The organism is Flectobacillus major DSM 103 (assembly GCF_000427405.1).
Lineage (GTDB): Bacteria > Bacteroidota > Bacteroidia > Cytophagales > Spirosomataceae > Flectobacillus > Flectobacillus major.
Window position 1 is genome coordinate 2,838,841 of sequence record NZ_KE386491.1, and the last position, 21,701, is coordinate 2,860,541.

A 21,701-nucleotide genomic window follows, 5' to 3' on the forward strand; every position below is an offset into this window, starting at 1 on the left:
TAGATTTGGTTTCAAAATAATTACTTCACAAAGTAAATGAAAGAAAATAATCTCATCATATCAATTATGGATAATTGGCCAAATGGTTGAGTAATCGGTGCGAATCCCTGACAGTATTTTTGTTAATTCAAATGAAAGCTTGTCAGCTCGCCCTGAATTACTTCGTAGACACGTGTTTTTAGGATTTCGATATCATCCTGAGTCATCCCTTTGGTTTCGATAGGTTCATGCACAACTACCTTCAGGGTATGGCGGCTCAAAGGAGGCTGGTTGTCAAACATAATTTTGTAATTATTCAAAAACGAGATAGGCACTACAGGCACTTGTTGTTGAATAGCCATCATAAAAGCTCCATCTTTGAACGGTTTGTGCATTTGTGGAGGGCGTTTGGTTTTGATTCCTCCTTCAGGAAAAATCACAATACTACGACCACTTTGTAGGGCTCGGATCGACCTTGTCATCGACTTGGCTCTGCTACCCTTATCTTCACGGTCTACCTGAATATGCAACTTTGAAAACATATACCCAAAAAGAGGCACTTTTTTAATCGCACTTTTTCCTACAAAAGCATAGTAGTTTTTAAGAACCACCCCCATAGCGGCAATATCCAAATAGGAAAAGTGATTGGCACAAAACACATACGCTTGATGTACGTCGGGATTAAAACGATATTCTACTTTAATAGGGATTCCGACTATTGGAAAATACAATTTGCCCCACAAACGATTTAGGTAGTGAGCTTTAGGCTTCCATTCTTCTTTTTGTAGAAAAATCCAGAAAAACGGGAATAAAATCAGGAAAAGGACAATCAACCAAAATGCTGCCCAAACTGTATAGAGGATTTTGAATATACGCATAATGACAAAGTTAGGCAAAAGATGTCAGTTGCGAGAAGGTAATTGTCAGGAAAATATTTTTGGGCGAAAACTATACCAAAAAAGGGCTTAATAGCCGCCACTATTAAGCCCTACTGGGTATTCTAAACTAGTTGGATTTGTTAGCTGAATATCATTGTTTTTTATAAGATATTCAAGATAAAATACATATTTGATGAAAGTAATAGATAAAGGCTACTTTATTTTTATCAAAATTTAGCTTACCTTCAAAATACCTAAATTCCCATCATTTCTTTGAATGCAACCGAGTTTCGAGTCGATATTTCTAATTCAATTCCATTAATCAATACTACTTTCATACCACCTTTATAATACGAGTCAATATCGTGAATATATTCAGTATTGATAATTTGTTGACGATTTGCTCTAAAGAAAATAGTAGGGTCCAAGCGTTCCTGTATTTTATTCAAAGAACGATGAATCATTGGGCGATTACTGCCAAAGTGAAAACGGCAATAGTTTCCTACCGATTCAATCATAAATACTTCCGACAAACGTACGAAGTAGCATTTCTCCCCATCTTTCAAAAAGATACGCTTATCTGGCGACAACCTGCCTTCAGATACCGCAGCCGTAGCTCTCTCTTGCTGGATTTCAGACCTGATTTTTTCAATAGTCTTTGCCAGGCGTTCGGTTTTGGTAGGCTTCAATATATAGTCCATAGCTTCTGATTCAAAAGCTTGGATAGCATATTGGTTATAAGCCGTTACAAAACAACCTTTGGAACAAACTCAAGTTCTTCTAATAAATCAAAGCCATTTTTTTCGGGCATCTCAATATCGAGGAAAATTAAGTCTGGTTGCAATCGGTGTATTTTTTCTAAAGCCTCATCCACGTTCTCGGCTTCATCAATAATCTGAATATCGGAGAACTCCTGTAATAAGTACTTTAATTCTTGGCGAGCTAATCGTTCGTCATCGACCAAGATAGTTTTAATTTTCTTACTCATCGGTTGTGAATTTAACAAGTCGTGATAAGGGCGGTTACCAGCTCTTGGAGAATAAGGCAATCTATTAGCCATACCTGAGTAACTGATTTTCAATTAATTAACAACAATAGTTCAACTCCTGTGAACCAATCAGGGAGGGTACTATACCTAATACCTTGTAAAGAATGCTAATATAGTAAATTCTATGACATTTTTCTTGATTGACCAAAGATAATTTTCTACATTCAAATCTCCTTTTCGTTAGGTAACTTGCTAAAAATCATCTACTAGCAGTAAAATGTCTTACTTATTTGATATTTTTTTGTTGTAGCTAAGTGATTGAGCAGATTAGTTTGCATATTCTTTGCTTATGCGATTACCGTTTCAGAAACAAACATACTTTTCATTTTGTTCATCTACCCTACTTACATCGAAAATATCATTAACATAGCCTTTATTAACCCTTTTTGTTATTAACTATGAAACCTCCACGCCATTTCATTTCTTTTTAATATGTAAAATCTTTGATAACAAGTAGCAACTTTCTTGCCAATTTAGCATTTTTGGTAGATAAAAACCGATAATCTCTACGATTCTTCACTCAAAACTAATTTTACAAACAAGCTCCATTTTTAAAAGTTATCTAACAAAGGTAGTATATATATTAATTTATGCTAGCACTTTGAATCTGTAAACCCTTGAATTTTTCAAAAAAGTTATCAAATACCAATATAATCGACAAACTGGCACCAAAACCTTACCAATTAATAAAAGCAAAAAGGGACTGTCTTTGACGACAGTCCCTTTTTTTGAGCATTAAAAACCTATTCTACTTGTCCTAATTGAACAGTATTAGTTTTTAAATCTTTGTTTGAAGGTACGCTCAATGTTGTTACAAAAGTATCACCTTTAGCAAGCAATCCTTTCGCCACCAAAATATCGGTCATACCTTTTACAGTAGCTTCTACATCTTTACCTTCGGCTTCATAATAAAATACCTGAGCTCCCCACAGCAAACCCATTACGTTCATAACTTGCTTGTTTGAAGTAAACACATACAAGTTAGCTTTAGGGCGGTGAGCCGACAAACGGAATGCCGTATAGCCACTGTTGGTAATGCACAAAATAGCTTCTGCTTTTGTATCACGAGCCAAACGACAAGCACTCGCAATCATGCGGTCGTTGAGGGGAAATTTTGAATTATTATTAGCCAATGAATGGTTTTTGAAATAAATCGCCGCTTCATCACCTTTTACAATTTCAATTTTATTTTGTTGAACCTCTACTACCTCTTGGATATGAGCCATTGTTTCAACGGCTTTCACTGGGTATATCCCCGAAGCCGACTCAGCACTCAGCATCGTAGCAGAAGCCCCTTGCAATACTGCATTAGCTACGTCAGATGTTTCGGCACGTGTTGGTACAGGGTTTGAAATCATAGATTCCAACATTTGAGTAGCAACAATAACAGGCTTTCCAGCACGTGTACATTTTTCAACCATTACTCGTTGCAAATGAGGCACTTCAGCACCGTCCATTTCTACACCCAAGTCGCCACGAGCTACCATAATAGAATCTGTCGCTTCAATAATTTCGTCGAGGTTGTCAATAGCCTCTGGCTTTTCAATCTTGGCAATTACTTTTGTATTTTTGCCATAAGCTGCAATTTTTTGCTTGATATCATAAATATCTTCTGCTTTACGAACAAAAGATAACGCAACCCAATCTACACCATTATCAAGCCCAAAATAAAGGTCAGCTTCATCTTTTGGTGTCAAACATGGCAACGAAACCTTTGTACCTGGCAAGTTGATACCTTTCTTAGATTTTAAGATACCACCGTATACTACTTCAGTGATAACCTCTTTCTTTTCTTTGTCAACAGCCAAAACTTTTACCTCCAAGTTACCATCATCCATCAAAATACGTTCGCCTGGATTTACATCTAGGTACATCGAAGTATAGGTAGTTCCTACTCTTTCCGAAGTTCCCATGATATTCTCGTCCATCACAAAAGTTAACGTATTTCCTGCAATGAGTTGAACACCGTTATTTTCAACGAGCTGAGTACGGATTTTGGGGCCTTGTAAGTCTTGAAGAATAGTAATATTTACACCTAGTTCCTCAGAAACTTCTCTGATATTCTTAACTCTTTGCAAATGGTCTTCATGTGTTCCATGAGAAAAATTGAGTCTGAATATGTTTGCACCTGCTTGGGCAAGTTTGGTCAACATTTCCTTTGATTCGGATGCTGGACCAATCGTAGCAACAATCTTGGTCTTTCTTTGATAAGACATCTTTCGGTTACAGTTTTAGGGATATTGGATTTGCTTTTGAGGTTGGCACGCAAAACAAAATATTGCTTTGCCTACCAAATCATAACAAATAGTTCAAATGAAGATGCAATTTACAATTTATGACTCGAAAATTGAATCATATTTTGAGTATTTATTACGAAGTAATTTCCTTAGCGACAGAAATTGCATCTAAATTAGATAAATTTGGAATAATATCAACCTTACAAAAGAAAGTTTGTAAAATAAATCATTTTATTCTATTTGATTTTGACGCATATATCATTAATAGAATAAATTATGGTTAATTATCAGTATTTTTTAGTTTTTCTCCGCTAGCGTTTTTTCGCTTTATGGCTATTCTACCTTAAAAATTTATTTTTTTCACTAAATTGCTTTGTTGTAAAGTGCTAGTTTAGCCCTTGCAAATTTGTTTAGTAATCAAGAAAATAGGCCCCTAGCCTACATAATCATTAGGGGTGAGCTATTGGGCTTGGGTAGTATTAGGATGTCAAAGCCATAAGCCTTCGGTATAGTTTTTTTGTACCTGATTGACTTACCACTAATTATTATTGCTAGGATTTTTGCCTAACAATTTAAGTTTCAATATGGAAAAACAGGAGTTTATGCAACAGGCTATTGCCTTGTCGCTCAAAGGGTGTTTGGAGGGAAAAGGTGGCCCTTTTGGTGCTGTGGTAGTACGCAATGGCCAAATTGTCGGACAAGGCCACAATCAAGTAACTTCTACCAACGACCCAACAGCTCATGCAGAAGTGGTAGCAATTAGAGATGCCTGCCAAAATTTAGGAAAATTTCAATTAGATGATTGTGAAATCTATACTTCTTGCGAACCTTGCCCTATGTGTCTGGGGGCTATTTATTGGGCTCGTCCTCAACGAGTTTATTATGCCAATACCCGAGAAGATGCGGCCGAGATTGGGTTTGACGATGCCTTTATTTATGAAGAAATCCCGCTACCTTTATCGCAGCGAAAAATAGAAATGATTCCGCTTGGCCGTGAAGAAGCCCAAAAGGCTTTCCAGTTTTGGAAAGAAAAAGCCGATAAAAACCTTTATTAAAATACGATGGGTTGTATTATTCTAAGCAAAAGTAATTATGCTATAAAAATAGCTGATAACGATTAGATTTATCTTAATTTTACAAGAATCTCATAAAGTTTAACGTTAGGGATTCTTGTTACTTTTATTTGCTTTGCTTGGCATGATGTCAGGCTTTTTTCATTCCCAATTTTCAAAAAACTATGCAAAAAAAACTATTTTTATCCATTGCTTTATCGGCTTTGTTGTCGAGTGCCTGTTCACAAAAAGTGCTTTTCAAGGCAGAAGATTTTACGGCCGAAAACCTTTTTACTAATAATATTGAAGGGCCAAATTTTGACAAATCTGGTAATTTATATGTGGTAAATTACCAAAAAGATGGTACTATTGCTCATGTAAAACCCGATGGCTCGTGCGAGCTTTTTTTGACATTGCCACAAGGAAGTACCGCCAATGCGATTCAGTTTGATAGCCAAGGAGCTATGTATTTAGCCGATTTTTCGGGGCATAATGTGCTTAAAGTAGATATGAAAACCAAATCTATTTCGGTTTATTGCCACAACGACGCATTTAACCAACCTAATGATATTTGTATTACCAAAAATGACGTTTTGTTTGCCAGCGACCCTAATTGGAAACAGTCTACGGGGCAGATATGGCGTATCGACAAAGGCGGAAAAGCAGTATTACTTACCAAAGAAATGGGTACAACAAATGGTATTTGTTTGAGTCCCGACGAAAAAATCTTGTATGTCAACGAAAGTGTTCAGAAAAAGATTTGGGCTTTTGACCTTGATGCTACTGGCAATATTACCAATAAGCGATTATTTACTTCGTTTGAAGATGGCGGCCTTGATGGTATGAAATGCGACCGTAAGGGTAATTTATATACAACTCGCTGGGGGTTGGGCAAAATACTGGTATTCTCTCCAAAAGGCCAATTACTCAAAGAAATCTATACAAAAGGTAAACAAACAAGCAACTTGGTATTTAGTCCCGATGCCAAATCTGTATTTGTAACATTACAAGATAGAAAAGGAATGGAGAAATTTAGTATCAAATAATAGCTGTATTTATAACAAAACAAAACCATAAATATGATTATCCGAATTGTAAGAATGACTTTTCAAGAAGACCAAGCCGATGCTTTTCTTGCTATTTTTAATGCTTCTAAAAAACGAATAAGAGGTTTTGAAGGCTGTTTGCATTTAGAGCTGCTTAGAGATAGCCACCAAAAAACGATTTTTACAACCTATAGCCACTGGGAAAGTGAAGCCCATTTGAACCAGTACCGAGATTCGGAGCTTTTCAAAAATACATGGGCTGCTACCAAAAAGCTTTTTGCAGACAAACCTTTTGCTTTTTCTTCTGAAAGGATTGATTCTGTTATTATTTAAAAGCAAAAACAGGTTCTATTGATATATAGAACCTGTTTTTGCTATATACTATCGGCTATTTATCTTCAAAAATAGATTTTAGTTCTACGGCTTCATGAGCTTTCATTCTACCACCCAACACCAATCGTAACTGACGACGACGCAATGCACCTTCATACAACGACTTTTCTTCGTCTGTTTCTGGAATCGCCTGAGGTACGTCGATTGGGCGGCCAGACTGGTCAACAGCCACGAATGTAAAAAATGCTTTATTGGTAGTTACACGTTCTTTTGCTGGAATATTTTCAGCCCATACATCAATTACAACCTCCATCGACGAATTGAACGAACGTGTTACTTTGGCTTGTAAAGTTACTACACTTCCTAAAGGAATAGCTTCTTTGAAAGATACGTTGTCGACCGATGCCGTAACAACGATTCTATTAGAATGTTTTTGGGCACAAATCGCTCCAACAACGTCCATCATTCGCATAAGGTTTCCGCCCATCAAGTTACCTAAAGTATTGGTATCGTTGGGGAAAATCATTTCGGTCATGGTCGTTAGTGACTCTGAAACAGGTTTGGTCTTTGCCATTGTTTGGGATTATTATATACAATTATAGAGAAGGAACCCCTGTATATTCCTTATCACGGGATGAAGTGCTACAATAACAGGGTTTTATTTTTTTAAGTGACTTACTTCGTCGAGGTTTACAGTTTTAAAATGCTCGTACACTTTCAACACAATTGCCAAAGCTATTACCGCTTCGCAAGCTGCCACTACAATAACAAACAACGAAAAAAGTTGTCCTTGTAAGTCAGGGTCATTTTTGCTAAATGCTACCAAATTGATATTTACGGCATTGAGCATCAATTCGATACCCATCAATACTACAATAATATTGCGTTTTACCACTACAATTGCCAAGCCAATACTAAAAAGTACTGCCCCTGTTAGCAAGTAATATGATAAATAACTATTGTCCATGATAAATGATATAAGGGTCTTAAAGAGATAATTATGGCTTTGTTTTGGTACTTAAATACGCCGCTCCTATCAATACGGCCATCAATAATATACCTGTTACTTCAAATGGTAAAACAAAGCTTGTCATTAACGATACGCCTATGGTTTGGGTAGTTGCACCAAGCTCAATTGGGTCAAACAAGTTGGATTGTGCCTCTACAAAATTGGAACGTCCTATTGTATAAAACAGGGTAATGAATATACCTATTGCTACGATAACCCCCAATATACGATTAGAGCTTTCGGTTACAATATCGTTTTTGCCAGTACCTTTATTGCCTCTTTGGTTGGTAAGCATCACCCCAAAAATCAGTAAAACAAGCACTCCTCCCACATATACTAAAATCTGTGTAACAGCCAAGAAATCAGCTCCTGACAATACATACAAAGCTGCAATACCCAAGAAAGTACCCAGCAAGCTAAAGGCTGCATACAATACGTTTTTGGTGGCTAATACTACTGATGCCGAAGCCAAAGTAAGCACCACGAAAAAGATAAATAGTACTTGTATCAATTTTTTATTGTTTTGATTTCAACTCACTCTATATTTCTATCAATCGGAATATGACTATTCTGGTTTCTTAAACTTTGGTTTAAAAACTGGCTTAGGACGTGGTGTTGACTCTACCGCTGGCTCGGGTGAGGGTACAACATCGTTAGTCTCTTCTGATTTTGCTTCTACACTTTCAGCATTGGCAGGTTTAAACTTTGGTTTAAAAACTGGCTTAGGACGTGGTGCTGACTCTACCACTGGCTCGGGTGAGGCTACAGCATCGTTAGTCTCCTCTGATTTTGCTTCTACACTTTCAGCATTGGCAGGTTTAAACTTTGGTTTAAAAACTGGCTTGGCTGATACTTTAGCTTCTTCAGTAGGTAATGTAGAGGTATTTTCGCCTTCGTCGGCTGTAGCAGTAGGCCTTATTTTGGGTTTAAATACTGGTTTAGCTGTAGCCTGTTCATCTGTAGCTTCTACAGATTTATCAGTTACAGGCATTACAGAAGCTTTAGGCTTAAATGCTGGTTTTGCAACAGGCTTTGCTACAGTGTCATCAGATGCCGTAACAGCTTTTTGTTTTGAAGCCTCTTTTTTGAATGCTTCCTTCTCAAGCATATACTGCTCATACAGTTTTTTCTTTTCCTCCGATTGTTCAAGCGTTAGATTACCAAACTCAAAATTATGTTCGATAATATCAAATACCGAAAAGTCATATTCTTTTTTCATGGTTAGGCACTCTGTTGGGCAAACAGTAGTACAAAGTCCACAAAAACAGCATTTTGACATATCTATATCAAACTTTGCGGCATATAACCTTATAGCAGAGCCATCGGAGGCATAACCTACAACACCTGTAGCTTTGATAGGCTCTATTTCAATACAATCGACAGGACATATTTTGGCACATTTATCGCACACAATACAATCATCCATTTCGTTGTGTAACTGATAACGGCCATTGTCGGGTACAGGAATTTGCTCAAACGGATACTGTGTAGTTACAATACCTGTTTGCTGGTCGAAGTAAGTGGGGTCATCTACAAAAATAGGTTTACGACTTTGTCGAGCATCTTTAAAGTGCTTAAATGATAACGATAAGCCCTTTAACGAAGTTTTGATACCTTCTTTGATATTACCCCAATATGTGTTGTTGGCTCCTTTTTGCATAATCAATCACAAAACTACTTTATAAAATACTGATTTTATAGAGTAAACCTTTTTTTTTAGTAAATGAATCCACAAAACCCATTTTTAAACAATTGGGAGTATTCAACATGACGCTGAAACATGTACACAAAAATAGGCAAAAAGGCTACAAACAAGCTTTTTGATAAGGCTAATCGCAATGATAACCTCTTGCCTGTGGCCTATTTGCCTATCTATTTTTATTCTTAATAATGGTTATCTCTTGTAAATTAAGAGTATCAAAACTCCGCTTTATATTTTAATCCATTGCTAATCTCGATACACAGCAACCTCAAACCTTCTCGCTCGATTACTCACCCAATCTTAATACAACCTAGGATATTCATTAGGGTTTACCTCCGACATTATTTCATAAACTGTATCAAAAACCGTATCGATATTTGGTTTTGAGAAATAATCACCATCGGAGCTGTAGGCTGGACGGTGTGGCTGGGCAGCAATACAAACAGGCTTAGAATCCAGCCAACGATAAGCATTTTGGTTATCAAGCACTTGCTGCATCATATAGGCCGATGCTCCGCCAGGCATATCTTCATCGGCAAACACCACTCGATTTGTTTTCTTGATAGACTCAACAATTTTATGCGAAATATCAAAAGGCAACAATGTTTGAACATCTACAATTTCGACGCTAATACCCACCTCTTGTAATTGGCGTGCGGCATCTTGTACAATCCGACACATAGAGCCATACGTAACAATAGTAATATCCGAGCCTTCTCTGATAACTTCTGGAACGCCTAGAGGCACACGCATTTCAAAGAGATTTTCGGGAAACTTTTCTTTAAGTCGATAGCCATTTAAGCATTCTATTACAATAGCAGGGTCGTCGCCATCAATAAGTGTATTGTACATACCTGCAGCCTGAGTCATATTGCGAGGAACACAAAGATGAACACCTCGAAGACCATTCAATAGTACTCCCATTGGCGAACCCGAATGCCAAATACCTTCTAAACGATGCCCCCTAGTCCTAACAATCATGGGAGCTTTTTGCCCTCCAACAGTTCGATAATGCAAACACGCCAAGTCGTCGGACAAGGTAGCAAAAGGATAAAATATATAGTCTAAATACTGAATCTCGATAATTGGGCGTAATCCTCTCATGGCTGCTCCTATACCTTGCCCCACAATCGTCATTTCACGAATACCCGTATCGGTAAGTCGCAATTCTCCGTGTTTATCTTGAAGCCCTGCCAGCGTTTGGTTTACGTCTCCTATTCGTCCTACGTCTTCGCCAATAATAAATATACGAGGGTCAGTTGCCAGTAAATGGTCGAAGTTACGATTAAGAATCTCACGCCCATCTATCATCTGAGCTTGGTCGGAATAACTTGGAGCAACAGGATGTACCTTGAGCGGAGACCATTCAGATTCACTTACTTGATGAGAATTGAATCGGCCATAATTAGCTTTTTCGGCTTGTTGAAGCCACTGGAGAAGTCCTTGTTTGGCAGGAAAATTTTCAAACCGTAATTGTCGAAGTACTTTTTTTACGGCAATAACATTTTCACGATAAATAGGATGTACAGCCTTTCGGAGTTCGTCGGCGATAGCCTTGATTTGTGTTCCATTTTGGCTTTCAGATGCGGCCTGATACATCAACGACAAAGCGTCTTCTCTTTCAGGTTTTATGGCATCTATGTAATCTTTCCAAGCATCTTTTTGCGACTGCTTAGCAATTTTCACGGCTTCTTCGTCAATAGCTTTTAGTTCCTGTTCGGTAGCAATTTCAGATTCAAGAATCCACTGACGAAAGCGAATATTACAATCAAAATCTATTTCAAACTGAAGTCTTTCTGCTGATTTGTACCGTTCGTGCGAGCCCGAAGCAGAGTGTCCTTGTTGCTGTGTAACCTCCTCGACGTGTATCAAAGAAGGAATATGATATTTACGAGCAAAAGAAGCTGCTTTTTGGAAAGTATCCATCAATCCAGCATAATCCCATGCTTTAGCTGTAAAAATTTCAAGACCGGCCCCATCTTCGTTGCGTTGATAACCCGCTAGAGCTTTTGAGATAGACGATTTGGTAGTTTGGTACTCTGAAGGTACCGAAATACCATAGCCATCGTCCCATACAGCCAATACCAAAGGTATCTGTAAAACTCCTGCAGCATTGATACATTCCAAAAACATTCCTTCCGAAGTAGAAGCATCGCCAATAGTAGCAAAACATACTTCATTACCTTTATTTGAAAATTTTTGAGCAATATCGCCTTGCAATTCAGGTAGTTCTCGGTACAACTTAGAAGCATAAGCTAAACCAACAGCACGAGGCATTTGGCCTGCCGTAGACGAAACCCCAGCCACCGAATTAAAAAGTTCGGTTTGGTTGAGCCAATCGCCATTTTTGTCGAGCCATTGGGTAGCATGATGATTATTCATGGTTCTACCACCTGTGTGAGGGTCAAATTTTTTATCAGGGTGTCCATACAGCTGGGCAAAATACTGTTGCCAAGTCATATCCCCTACGGCGGCTACAATAGTTTGGTCACGATAATAACCAGAAATAAAGTCACCTGCCTTCATTGCCCTTGCTAAGGCAATTTGGGCTAGTTCTTTGCCATCGCCATAAATACCAAACTTTGCACGACCCGTAAATACCTCTTTTCTAACAAGAAGAGAACATTCACGGCTTATTCGTGCAAGACGGTAATCTTCGATAACCGACTCTTTTTTAAGCACAATTGTTTCTGATAGTAGTTCGTTTTCCAACACGGTAGTTTCGGGTTGATAAGTAATAGTCTTATGGTTTAATTTGTTTTTGAACCTTTTAAATCATGAGCATAATCCAAAAACGAAAAAAGGTATTAAAAAGCTGTATCAAAAATAAGAGAAATTAATTAGTATAACAAATACCTGTTATTTCTGAGCTTTGTTAATAATTTGTTAAAGCTTGGCAAAGATTTTGCGAACCTTTTTAATGAGTTTACTTTTGTTTCGGAATAGTTGAAATAACTCTGGTAAAAGAAAAGTAAATTTAAGTATCTTACTTATTTTATATTTTTTTTAAAAAAATGTAACTTTTTTATTTTTATTTAGAATTAAATCAACAGTTCTATGTGATTTTATAGGTATTGATACATTGAATTAATACTACAATCTTGTAATACAAAGTTTGTTTTCTTTATCTTTAAGTTTCCATCTAAGTAATTTTATTAATAACAACTAAAAAATCTGTTCAAATGAAAAAACTATTTTTCTTTTTCGCATTTTTGTTTGCAGCTACATTCGCTAATGCACAAGGTGTAATCAAGTTCAAAGCTGAATCTCATGACTTTGGTAAAGTGGAGGAAGGTACTCTTGCTACCTACACTTTTGAGTTTACTAATACTGGTACTGCTCCTGTTGTAATTTCAAATGCTCAACCTTCATGTGGCTGTACTACACCCGATTGGACAAGAGAGCCTGTTCTTCCTGGTAAAACTGGAAAAGTTACAGCTTCGTTCAACTCGGCTGGTCGCCCAGGTGGTTTCAACAAAACAGTTACAGTAATCAGTAACTCAGAAACACCAACTATCGCTTTGACTATTAAAGGTGAAGTTGTTCCTAAGTCAGCAGAATCGGCTCCTGCAGCTAGTCCTGCACCAGTACCAACTGTTACTAAAAATGCGGCTCCTACTACCGCACCAGCAAAACCTGCTGCTAAGAAAAAGTCTAGCAAATAATTTTGTATCGACATAGCGAGGTGTAAAAACCGTCATTCTAGTTAATCTAAAGTTTAAATAGAATGCCTTTTTTAACCTCTCAATCAGTATGAGGGCATCTTCGATGCCCTTTTTTTATGACTTAACATTTGTGAATTTACTAATTTTATCGAGAATTTTCAATTTAACGGCTCGCTTTCATGATAATTAATACACCTTACTATTATTAGCTTTTTTTTTACACCAACGTAAAAGATTGAGTATCAATAAAAATGTTGGTCGAGTTTTAAGCCCATATTTAGCCAATTTAGTCGCCGTAGCGTTGTTTAATTCTCATGCCCATCTGAAAGCCAATCCATAGGGTAAATTTTTCTGTAGAGCGAATTGCTTGGTAGGTTGGCATATTTCTGAAAGGTTTGCCATTCCAATAAGAAGAGTTTTGGGGGTCGATAATAAGAGCCTTTACCGACGGGCCAAAGGTCAGTGTAGAATTACGAGCCAAAAACTTCTCGAATCCAATATCTAATCGAAATAATGTTCCTTGGTTTATACCAGACATACCGTCGTATTCTACAATAGCATTGGTAACCAAGTCTGTATTGAGCATCCACCGCCGTCCAAGTTTATAAGCCCGACCAACCCCATAACCAATGTTGAAGGTTTCGTAAGTTCTTACAAAATTGTAGCCTAATGTAATAATATTGTAAAAAGCTGGTACGCCCGTTTTGAAGGTAAAATTGGCAGATTGGTTTTCGTCAATAGCAGCTTCGAGCCTTTTATAGCCGTTGCCACGCCCAACAAAGCTCAAAAAGCCAATGGGTGTTGTAGCCGACGAATCACTGAAGTTGAGAAAGCCAAATTGTTTACCTCCTTTACTTACTTTATGAGCAAAGTTTATAAAGCCAATTTGCCAACCTCTCGATTCTTTTAGTACAACATTGAGGTTGGGCGAAAGCTGAACTCCTTTTGAAATAGAACCCGAAACATTAAGCAAAGCACTCATTTGTACTCCTCGTAGGCTTTTGTGCGTAAGGTTGATAAGAGTGGCCATTTGTACTCCCTTATGGTTTCGCCACGAATGATTCCAGACTCCTGCTAGCGACATTCCTTCAGTTTGGCCCAAGTTGGTATTAAATACCCCTGCAAACTGCATGCCTTTTACATCTTTGCCCACGATATTGCCCACACCAGCCACTTGGATTCCATTCATATTGCGGCGTACACCATTGAATAAACCTCCAAACTCAAATTTGCGTACACCTGCAGAGTAGCCCATAACAATATTGATAGAAACGCCGTTTTCGATACTTCCCGAAAGCAAGCGGTTAGTACCCAAAAAAGGTAATAACGATATTTGCCAAGAACGATAAAGCGTATCTGTTACGTTTTGGGCGTGTATTCTTTGCGAACGATGCACCATCATTTTACCAAATCGTTCTTTGAGTTGTTCCCATAAATTTGCTTTTCTGGCTGTATCTATTTTTCGATAAACAGGAAATATTCCTTCATTTGTTACATCGGGGATATATTCATTCAGTGATATTTCGGTGTTAAGCACTGTAGGCAAAGCGATATGTTGTGTAGGTAGCATCGCCGAGTCGATGGTATTAGGGAACAGTACCGTATTGTCGTCGATGGGAAGTTTTAGTGGCCCTACAGGTTCGATAGCCTGCAATATCCAGTCTTTGGTATCGCTCTGAGCCGTTTTTATCCATACCGATTGCTGCACAAATCCAGGTTTAGAAACAGTAAGCTTAAAAGGGAGTTTGGGCGAAGAAAGCTTTAGTTTATAATATCCATTGGCATTACTGATGGCAGCAGCCAAGCTATTTTTCTCATAAATACTGACATTGGGTAACTTTTCACCTGTATTGGCATCAATCACAAACCCCGAAATATAAATTGTGGTTTTGGGGGGCGTTTCATTTTTTATCAAAATAACATATTGCCCTTGTAACTTATATCGAATTGTACCTTTAAACAGTACCGACAGTACTTCCCGAACAGGCTTATTGTACAACAATAAGTCTATTTTTCGGCTAGGGTCAATTAAGCTAGAGTTATACGAAAAGTTAAAATCACCTTGTTTGGCAATATATTCTAAGACATTATCGAGTCGTTCGTCATTGAAGCGTACAGAAATGATTTTATCTAAGGGAGAATTCTGAGAAAAAGCCGAATAGCTGATAAAGTTAATACTATAGACAACCCAAAAAGTTATTGTATATCGTACACTTTGAGTCATTGGAAAGAGTTTATTGTATAAGCAAAGATAATTTAGCATTATTGGCATCCGTTGCCTTGAAGCACAAAATCTTGCCCTTTAGTTTCAACTTTTAAGCTAAACGTTTCGGCAATAATCGACAAGATATTGGCTAATTTCTCACGCTCAAAGGTAGCGGTAAGTTTGCAATTGGCAATGGCAGGATTAGCCAAAACTACCTGTTGTGAAAAAGCCCCTGAAAGTATTTGGGCTACTTCTTTAAGTGGCGTGTTGTCAAAAACAAACGTTTTAGATTGGTAAGCCAGTGCATTGAGATTTACGACTTCCGATACTTGAACTTGCTCGGAGGTTGCTTCTGCTTGTTGACCTTGTGTTAAGATTACTTCGCTATTGTTTTTCGAGAACCGTACTTTACCTGTTTTTACCAACACTTTTACCGCCGTATTATAGGCTGTCACATTAAATGATGTACCCAACACTTTGATTTCGGTACCTTTGGCCTTGATAATAAAAGGATGCTCGCTGTCGTGATGAACCTCAAAAAAAGCCTCTCCTTCAAGGGTTACTTGGCGGGTATCACCCTCAAATTGTTCAGGGAAACTAATACTTGAGTTTTTATTGAGCAACACCCTCGTACCATCGGGTAATGTTTTTGATAACGTATTTTGTTGAGAACTTGTTGTAAGTGAGGCTATTTGAGGAATATTTTGTTGTTGATACAGCCAAAAGCCAATGCCACAAAGCAATACTAGCATAGCTGCTATTTGGGTTATCAGTGGCCAAAAGCGAATAACGGAAGGCGTTTCGGCTGGTACTTCTTTTACCGTAGCAACTCTTTCGTTGAGATGAATAACGGGTTCTACAGCACTGGTATCTATTTTCTTCTTGGGGGTATCCATACCTGCCCTAACTTTAGTCCAGGCAGCGTCAATATCAACTTTCTTTTTTTCTTGAAACGCACCAGAAGCCTCCCAAATTAGCTTTGAGTGGCTGAGTAATGTATCGGACTCGTCAGAATCATTCAGTAGGGCATTCAGTAGAGCAGAATCGTCCTCATGATTTTCTTCGGCCAGATATTTTGCCAAAAGTTCGTCTATTTTAGTATTATTAGTCATTCGCTATTAAGACGATTTTATAAGATATTACAGTTTTTAGTGGTAATACCCAACCGCCTGTACCTTAAAATTAGCCTCCTAAACCTGCCCACAACAAAACCAATATAGGCAAATAATCGGCCAATTCGGTTCTTAGGATTTTTAGAGCTTTACCTATTTGGTTTTCAACGGTTTTGATAGATAATTGTAATTGGTCGGCAATTTCTTGGTATTTAAGTTCCTCAAAACGGCTCATTCTAAATATCAATCTGCATTGCTCTGGAAGCTTATCAATAGCCACGGCAATGCGTTGTTCTAGTTCATTTTTATACAACTCATCTGTTGCTGAATCGTGATTTAGCTCCAGAAAATCGCCAACATGCTGGCGATAAGTATCTTGAATTTTGAGGTGTTTGATACGATTCAGACAAGTATTATGTACTGCTCGATACAAATATGATTTCAGCGATACCGTAATTTCTATTTCTTCACGCTGTTCCCAAAATTTCATAAAAATCCCCTGCACTATTTCTTCGGCATCATCCATATCTTTTAGCAAGCCAAATCCATAGTTACAAAGTGCCTGATAGTGCTTCCGAAAAACTACTTCGAAAACACGTTCGTTACCTTGCCGAATGGCTGTTAAAATATCAGAGTCTGTAAGTTGCAATGGAATAAAACCTTGTGGTGTTTGATTAAAAGTCTAAAGAAAATCAATGGTCGTATATTATAGCGAAGCAGTTTTAACATTCTTGCTTTTTCTGATTCATTAGGAAAAGTAAGATTAAACAATCTTCATTCTTAATAATGGACTTTTATTCCACAAAAGTACAACTCTTATCCGATTTTTTACTGCCTAAAATTTTTAAACGGTTTCTATGGGTTATAAAAGGCTTTGACAAAAATTACCCAATTGCTTTTGGGCATTTAGTCTATGACAATTCTTGAGTAGCTAGCCCCTATGTCAAGCCTCAATTTATTATTTCTTATGCTGCAAGAGCCTTCCTTCTACAATCAAATACTGAGCGACACAATAAGTAAGCATTACCCAAAAACCGTTGTAAGGAAAAGGGTATCCAAATTTGTCAAAAGCAATTAGGCCATCAGACAGCATAAACAAACCCGCCCCTAGGGCTACCCATACAAAGCTCTTGGGCAAAACTTGCCCTCCCCTATTACAAGCCGTACTTACCATCGTGGTAATAGCAATCGAATAAATCAATACAGGTAAAAATAGCTGATTGAGTTGGGGTATAATAAGATACAATACCAAACACTGACACAACACCACTACCACAATAATCCATGCTTGCCGAAAAGCAAACCCCTGGAACGGCAATGGGCAGTCGTGCCAAAATACCCACGCATATAATACCTGCATTACCAAAAAAGATGCCAATCCTAACTCAAAAGCATCGGGGAGCATCAGCAGAATATCGCCTAGCCATGCAAAAAATAAGGCTATCAGAAAGATATTAGATGACCGAGGGGTATTTTTTCGGAACTGCCAAAAATACAACATCAGCGAAAGCACCAAGGCTGGCTTGGTAAAGTACCTCAAATATCCGTATTGTGGAGGCAATAAGCCAAATACCAACTCAGCTATAGCAATGATACCATAAATCCACTTAAAATTTTCTGTTAAAATCCTTTTCATGGCTGTTTAGATTATTATTTCAACAATATACTATTTTAGTAGCAGTATGCCGAAACCCAATACCAAGGATTTTATTCATAAAAACAAAAACCCCGCAACGACACATTTGCGGGGTTTTGAAAACAATTTATTTTCAACTTAAAACCTATACATTGCCAAGTACAAAAATTTGTCCTTTAGGGCCAGCTTCAGTAGTACTTCCGCCCTCAGCCTCTAGCGAAATAGCAAAAGCCACTGCATTTCCCAACGACTTCATACGTGTAAAACTCCCCGAGTCATTTATCAAACCAGCATCAACGGGCTTGCCATCGACAATCGCCCAGAGTTGGTACTGTTTTCCTGCTGGGGCTACCGGTAATTTTAGTGAAGACAGGTATACTTCTTCAGTTTTGGCGTTCCAATATACCATTGCTTGGGCATTTGGAGCGGCCTCTTGGCCTCCAAGTCGAACTTTCTTAATATCAGGATTTTGTAAAATGGCAATCTCTTGCTGGTAGTTTGCTTTCAAGATTTGCTCGTTTTGGGCAAAAAGCTGATTTTTTGATTCAAGAGCTACGACTTTTTCTTCCGAGTTTTGCCAGCGAGTATACAGCAGTACGTTGGCCGCTATGCTTAGGGCTAGCAATACCCATGAGGCAGCATATCTCAACACCGACGGTTTTTCGGCTTCAGCCACTTGAGGCTGAAATGCTATTACATTGGGGGCAACCTCTTGTATTTCGGCCGAGTCTTGTTCTAATGCAAGCAAGGCATCCATAACACGGCTTTTTAATGCAGAAGGGGGATTTTGGGCAAATTGTAGAGCATATTCTTCAAGCGACCCACGTATCAAAGCAATTTCTTGCTCAATAGCAGGGTATTGCTCGGCCAAACGCTCTACCTCTACCGACTCTTCGGCAGTGGTATTTCCAAGCACATAGCTTTCCAGAATACCTGATTCTATATATTCTTGAATATTCATTTTCTTAATGTTTTTTACAGTGGATATTACTCCAGCTTTTAGTCATTTTCTTAAATTGTTTACTGTCGGTCACCAAACTTTGAAAGAACCCTAAGAAAACCAAGCTAAAAGCAATAGTGAAAGACTAACGAAATACTCTCGTAAATGTGTAATAGCTGATTTTACACGAGTTTTGACAGTTCCCAAAGGAATACCATATTCTTTTGAAACCTCCTCTTGAGTATAACCTTTAAAATACAGCAAGTCGATCACTTGTCGATGCTCGGGCTTAAGTTTGTCTACTACCTTCGACAACCCAATGGCATCTATGTCAAATTGGCTGGCACCTTGGCTATCAATAATATTTATCGTAGATTCTATATCTTGATTCCGCTGGGAGTTTTGATAATCTTGCGAACGAATTTTGTCGATAGCCGTATTACGAGCCACATTCAAAATCCAAGTAAATAGAGTTCCTTTCGATTGGTTATAGCCATCGATATTCTTCCAAATTTTTACAAAGGAATCCTGCATGACATCAGCGGCGATTTCTTCTGAACGAACTATCTTAAAGATAACCCCATAAAGTGCCGATGAATAATTATCATACAGAATCGAGAAACCTCGTTGGTCTTTATTTCGCAATAAAGCAACCAGAGTATCTTCCGCTATGACAGTTTTACGCTTTGACATAAGTGTGTTTTATAATGATATTATACTTAATAATGGGATTGCAAGCTTTTGGGTATTCCCAAAAGTAATCGAACAGTTTTCATAGGAAGCGGTATGGGGTTGTTTTTTAAAGCGGTTTTGTCTTGGCTTTCACAAATATAAACATTCCTAAGCAAAGATTAGCTTCTTAAAAACAAAGGACTTTCGCTTTTGAAAGCCCTTTGTACATTACCCATTATTAAACCACACCTATTTCATTTGGTGAGATAGAGCCTCTTAATACTACTTCAATATATGGTATTATAAGTTATTGAATATCAGCAAAAAGAGTGTAAGCTGTGTTTTCTATGCTAACGAATCTCTTAAACTCTGTACTTGTTGATTCAATAATTTAACTTTCTTATTACATCTTGAGCGTTATTACTCTGTCTCACCAATTTCCAAGTTTGATATTTCAAAACCTTGAATATTAATAGCAAAAACTACGCCTCGGCTTTATGATATTAATGGATATAAGTAATTGTGTAATACAAATCCAAGAAGGATTGAACGACTTTCGATATTCGGATATTTGATTTGTCAATACAAAGAATAGAGCCTTTTAACTATATTTTTATATCAGAAATCTCAAATTCTAGGTAGCATATAATACTAACTCCTACTTTCGGTAGGCATACTATATAATGGCATGGAGTTTCTTGTATTTGTCCTAAATACTGCTCCTGTTCCTGCCGGAATGATTGAAATTAATAACTTTTTCATATTCTTAAATGTTTTATTTTTTGATTGATGTCTTTTAAACAGATTTACGAAACAGCCTTTTACTTGGATTGGTTATGGCCACAAATATTTTACTTTTGTACAAATGATTGATATATTTAAGACCTCAATAATCATAAACGCCACCCAAAGTGCATCAGTACCTATACAACGATTAGGCTTTGCCAGCTCAAATTTGTTACTATGAAAAAAAATCTATTCTTTATCTGCTGCTTATTGATGCTTCAACATGTTGTTGTTTCACAAAACGATTCTTTGTCTATTGGTAAAAAAGTCCTTACTAAGCTAACTAGCTATAATTGGGAAAAAGACTATGTAGATATGAAAGATGGCAGTATCTTGCTCGACCCCTCGGTTGGTAAAAAAGCTGTTATGTGCCTAATTTTTCGTAAAAACGGAACAGGTACGTTTATTCATGGCGAAAATGCATCTCCTTTTCGTTTTCAAATTGCCGACTCTATCCTCATTATCAATGCCGTAGAATATAAAATTCATAAGCTCAATGATTTTGAATTGGTTTTTGACCAGTACCTACCCAATACCAACGACGATGGTATCAAGCGTTTTCATTACTTGGCTACAACCGATAGCCCAACAGAGATTTATCTAAGAAAACACATTAAACCTTTTATTTCTATTTCGGCCTTAAAGGATACAGCTTTTCTATTCAATGAGGAGGTATATCCCGAGTTTTTAGGAAATCTATATACCAATAAAACCCAACATACAGGACAAACCTTTGAAGAAGTACACGGAGATTCGTATAATTTTATTGAAAAGGCTTTCTTAGAGAATATCCCCAAAAATACCGAAGGTGTATTCAAAGTATCATTTACGGTAAATACCAAGGGCTTGGTACAAGATATTGTGGTCAACGAAAGCACACAGGAAGCCTACAACGCCAAACTTGTCGGTGCTATTCTAAGTACCAATCGCTTATGGATTCCTGCTACTTGGCAAAATAAAAAATACCCTGTCAAGTTTCAATATATTTTTCAGTTAGTAAAAGAAAAACCTAATCTGATTGAATTTGACCCTGTGCTGTACAACGAATACTTTAACCGAGCCAACAGCCTAATGGCTCGCAAAAACTATGACAAAGCAGTAAAAATTTATACAAAGTGTGTTTTGATGACCGACGATGCCATTGAGGCTATTTATAAGCGGGCAGAATGTTATGAAGCCATGAAAATCACCAAAAATGCTTGCTCGGATTGGAGCTATCTGGCATCGAAAGGACTCAAAAAAGCTGAAAAACTATTTTTAGAGAAATGTGCCAAATAGCAATGAATGAGTTGTTAATTGCTGAATAAGAGATTAAATTTTGATTGACTAATTGAAAATCAAACAAATACCTATAATTTGCATTAATCCTTGATGGATTATTAGGCTTTCAAGAACTTATT

At 37.5% G+C, this 21,701-nt stretch carries 20 protein-coding genes; 5 read left to right on the forward strand and 15 right to left on the reverse strand.

From position 1 onward, the window contains the following. Positions 1 to 122: 122 nt before the first annotated feature. From FLEMA_RS0121385 to pyk, 4 genes are all read right to left on the reverse strand, one after another. Positions 123 to 857, reverse strand: coding sequence for a lysophospholipid acyltransferase family protein (locus FLEMA_RS0121385; RefSeq protein ID WP_044171841.1), 735 nt, complete (start codon positions 855 to 857; stop codon positions 123 to 125). A gap of 254 nt (positions 858 to 1,111) precedes the next feature. Then, complete coding sequence (locus FLEMA_RS77220; protein WP_229359433.1) at positions 1,112 to 1,558, reverse strand: LytR/AlgR family response regulator transcription factor; 447 nt, start codon at positions 1,556 to 1,558, stop codon at positions 1,112 to 1,114. Positions 1,559 to 1,602: 44 nt separating this feature from the next. Continuing rightward, entirely contained in the window at positions 1,603 to 1,845 is a 243-nt protein-coding gene (locus FLEMA_RS77225; protein ID WP_229359435.1) for a response regulator, read from the reverse strand. Between the two features lie 803 nt (positions 1,846 to 2,648). Then, positions 2,649 to 4,121: a pyruvate kinase gene (gene pyk / locus FLEMA_RS0121420; RefSeq protein WP_026995972.1), complete on the reverse strand. Its 1,473-nt coding sequence runs from the start codon at positions 4,119 to 4,121 to the stop codon at positions 2,649 to 2,651. 605 nt (positions 4,122 to 4,726) lie between these two features. On the opposite strand from pyk, the gene FLEMA_RS69475 reads away from it, so the two are divergent. From FLEMA_RS69475 to FLEMA_RS69485, 3 genes are all read left to right on the forward strand, one after another. Further along, on the forward strand, positions 4,727 to 5,197 hold the full coding sequence (locus FLEMA_RS69475; RefSeq protein WP_044171842.1) for a nucleoside deaminase: 471 nt from the start codon (positions 4,727 to 4,729) through the stop codon (positions 5,195 to 5,197). Between the two features lie 182 nt (positions 5,198 to 5,379). Continuing rightward, complete coding sequence (locus tag FLEMA_RS69480; RefSeq protein WP_044171843.1) at positions 5,380 to 6,240, forward strand: SMP-30/gluconolactonase/LRE family protein; 861 nt, start codon at positions 5,380 to 5,382, stop codon at positions 6,238 to 6,240. Between the two features lie 33 nt (positions 6,241 to 6,273). Next, entirely contained in the window at positions 6,274 to 6,573 is a 300-nt protein-coding gene (locus FLEMA_RS69485) for a putative quinol monooxygenase (protein ID WP_044171844.1), read from the forward strand. 55 nt (positions 6,574 to 6,628) lie between these two features. Here the strand turns inward: FLEMA_RS69485 and FLEMA_RS0121495 are convergent, their stop codons facing one another. The 5 genes from FLEMA_RS0121495 to FLEMA_RS0121535 form a co-directional block, all read right to left on the reverse strand. Then, the gene (locus tag FLEMA_RS0121495; RefSeq protein ID WP_026997788.1) at positions 6,629 to 7,147 is read right to left on the reverse strand and encodes an acyl-CoA thioesterase; all 519 of its coding nucleotides are present in this window, start codon (positions 7,145 to 7,147) and stop codon (positions 6,629 to 6,631) included. 84 nt (positions 7,148 to 7,231) lie between these two features. After that, the gene (gene nuoK / locus FLEMA_RS0121505; protein ID WP_026995977.1) at positions 7,232 to 7,540 is read right to left on the reverse strand and encodes an NADH-quinone oxidoreductase subunit NuoK; all 309 of its coding nucleotides are present in this window, start codon (positions 7,538 to 7,540) and stop codon (positions 7,232 to 7,234) included. Between the two features lie 31 nt (positions 7,541 to 7,571). Further along, positions 7,572 to 8,093 (reverse strand): NADH-quinone oxidoreductase subunit J family protein, encoded by a 522-nt coding sequence (locus tag FLEMA_RS0121510; protein WP_026997789.1) that lies wholly within the window; start codon positions 8,091 to 8,093, stop codon positions 7,572 to 7,574. A gap of 54 nt (positions 8,094 to 8,147) precedes the next feature. Continuing rightward, positions 8,148 to 9,242: a 4Fe-4S binding protein gene (locus FLEMA_RS69490; protein ID WP_044171845.1), complete on the reverse strand. Its 1,095-nt coding sequence runs from the start codon at positions 9,240 to 9,242 to the stop codon at positions 8,148 to 8,150. A 342-nt stretch (positions 9,243 to 9,584) separates the two neighbouring features. After that, the gene (locus tag FLEMA_RS0121535; protein ID WP_026995978.1) at positions 9,585 to 11,999 is read right to left on the reverse strand and encodes an alpha-ketoacid dehydrogenase subunit alpha/beta; all 2,415 of its coding nucleotides are present in this window, start codon (positions 11,997 to 11,999) and stop codon (positions 9,585 to 9,587) included. 467 nt (positions 12,000 to 12,466) lie between these two features. Here FLEMA_RS0121535 and FLEMA_RS69495 point away from each other — a divergent pair, with 467 nt between their 5' ends. After that, positions 12,467 to 12,949, forward strand: a complete 483-nt coding sequence (locus FLEMA_RS69495) for a DUF1573 domain-containing protein (protein ID WP_044171846.1) — start codon at positions 12,467 to 12,469, stop codon at positions 12,947 to 12,949. 286 nt (positions 12,950 to 13,235) lie between these two features. Here FLEMA_RS69495 and FLEMA_RS76150 read toward each other — a convergent pair whose 3' ends face one another. From FLEMA_RS76150 to FLEMA_RS0121645, 6 genes are all read right to left on the reverse strand, one after another. Next, entirely contained in the window at positions 13,236 to 15,173 is a 1,938-nt protein-coding gene (locus FLEMA_RS76150) for an STN and carboxypeptidase regulatory-like domain-containing protein (RefSeq protein WP_052354102.1), read from the reverse strand. A 38-nt stretch (positions 15,174 to 15,211) separates the two neighbouring features. Next, complete coding sequence (locus FLEMA_RS69505) at positions 15,212 to 16,267, reverse strand: FecR family protein (RefSeq protein WP_044171847.1); 1,056 nt, start codon at positions 16,265 to 16,267, stop codon at positions 15,212 to 15,214. A gap of 70 nt (positions 16,268 to 16,337) precedes the next feature. Beyond that, the gene (locus tag FLEMA_RS69510; RefSeq protein WP_044171848.1) at positions 16,338 to 16,916 is read right to left on the reverse strand and encodes an RNA polymerase sigma-70 factor; all 579 of its coding nucleotides are present in this window, start codon (positions 16,914 to 16,916) and stop codon (positions 16,338 to 16,340) included. A gap of 309 nt (positions 16,917 to 17,225) precedes the next feature. Beyond that, positions 17,226 to 17,903, reverse strand: a complete 678-nt coding sequence (locus FLEMA_RS69515; RefSeq protein ID WP_052354103.1) for a lysoplasmalogenase — start codon at positions 17,901 to 17,903, stop codon at positions 17,226 to 17,228. A 145-nt stretch (positions 17,904 to 18,048) separates the two neighbouring features. After that, positions 18,049 to 18,864: an anti-sigma factor gene (locus tag FLEMA_RS0121635; RefSeq protein ID WP_026995980.1), complete on the reverse strand. Its 816-nt coding sequence runs from the start codon at positions 18,862 to 18,864 to the stop codon at positions 18,049 to 18,051. A 90-nt stretch (positions 18,865 to 18,954) separates the two neighbouring features. Further along, positions 18,955 to 19,536 carry an RNA polymerase sigma factor gene (locus tag FLEMA_RS0121645; protein ID WP_174395950.1) on the reverse strand — a complete coding sequence of 194 codons (582 nt, stop codon included), beginning with the start codon at positions 19,534 to 19,536 and terminating at the stop codon, positions 18,955 to 18,957. Positions 19,537 to 20,478: 942 nt separating this feature from the next. Here FLEMA_RS0121645 and FLEMA_RS69520 point away from each other — a divergent pair. Next, positions 20,479 to 21,579: a tetratricopeptide repeat protein gene (locus FLEMA_RS69520; protein ID WP_144080108.1), complete on the forward strand. Its 1,101-nt coding sequence runs from the start codon at positions 20,479 to 20,481 to the stop codon at positions 21,577 to 21,579. Positions 21,580 to 21,701: the final 122 nt, after the last annotated feature.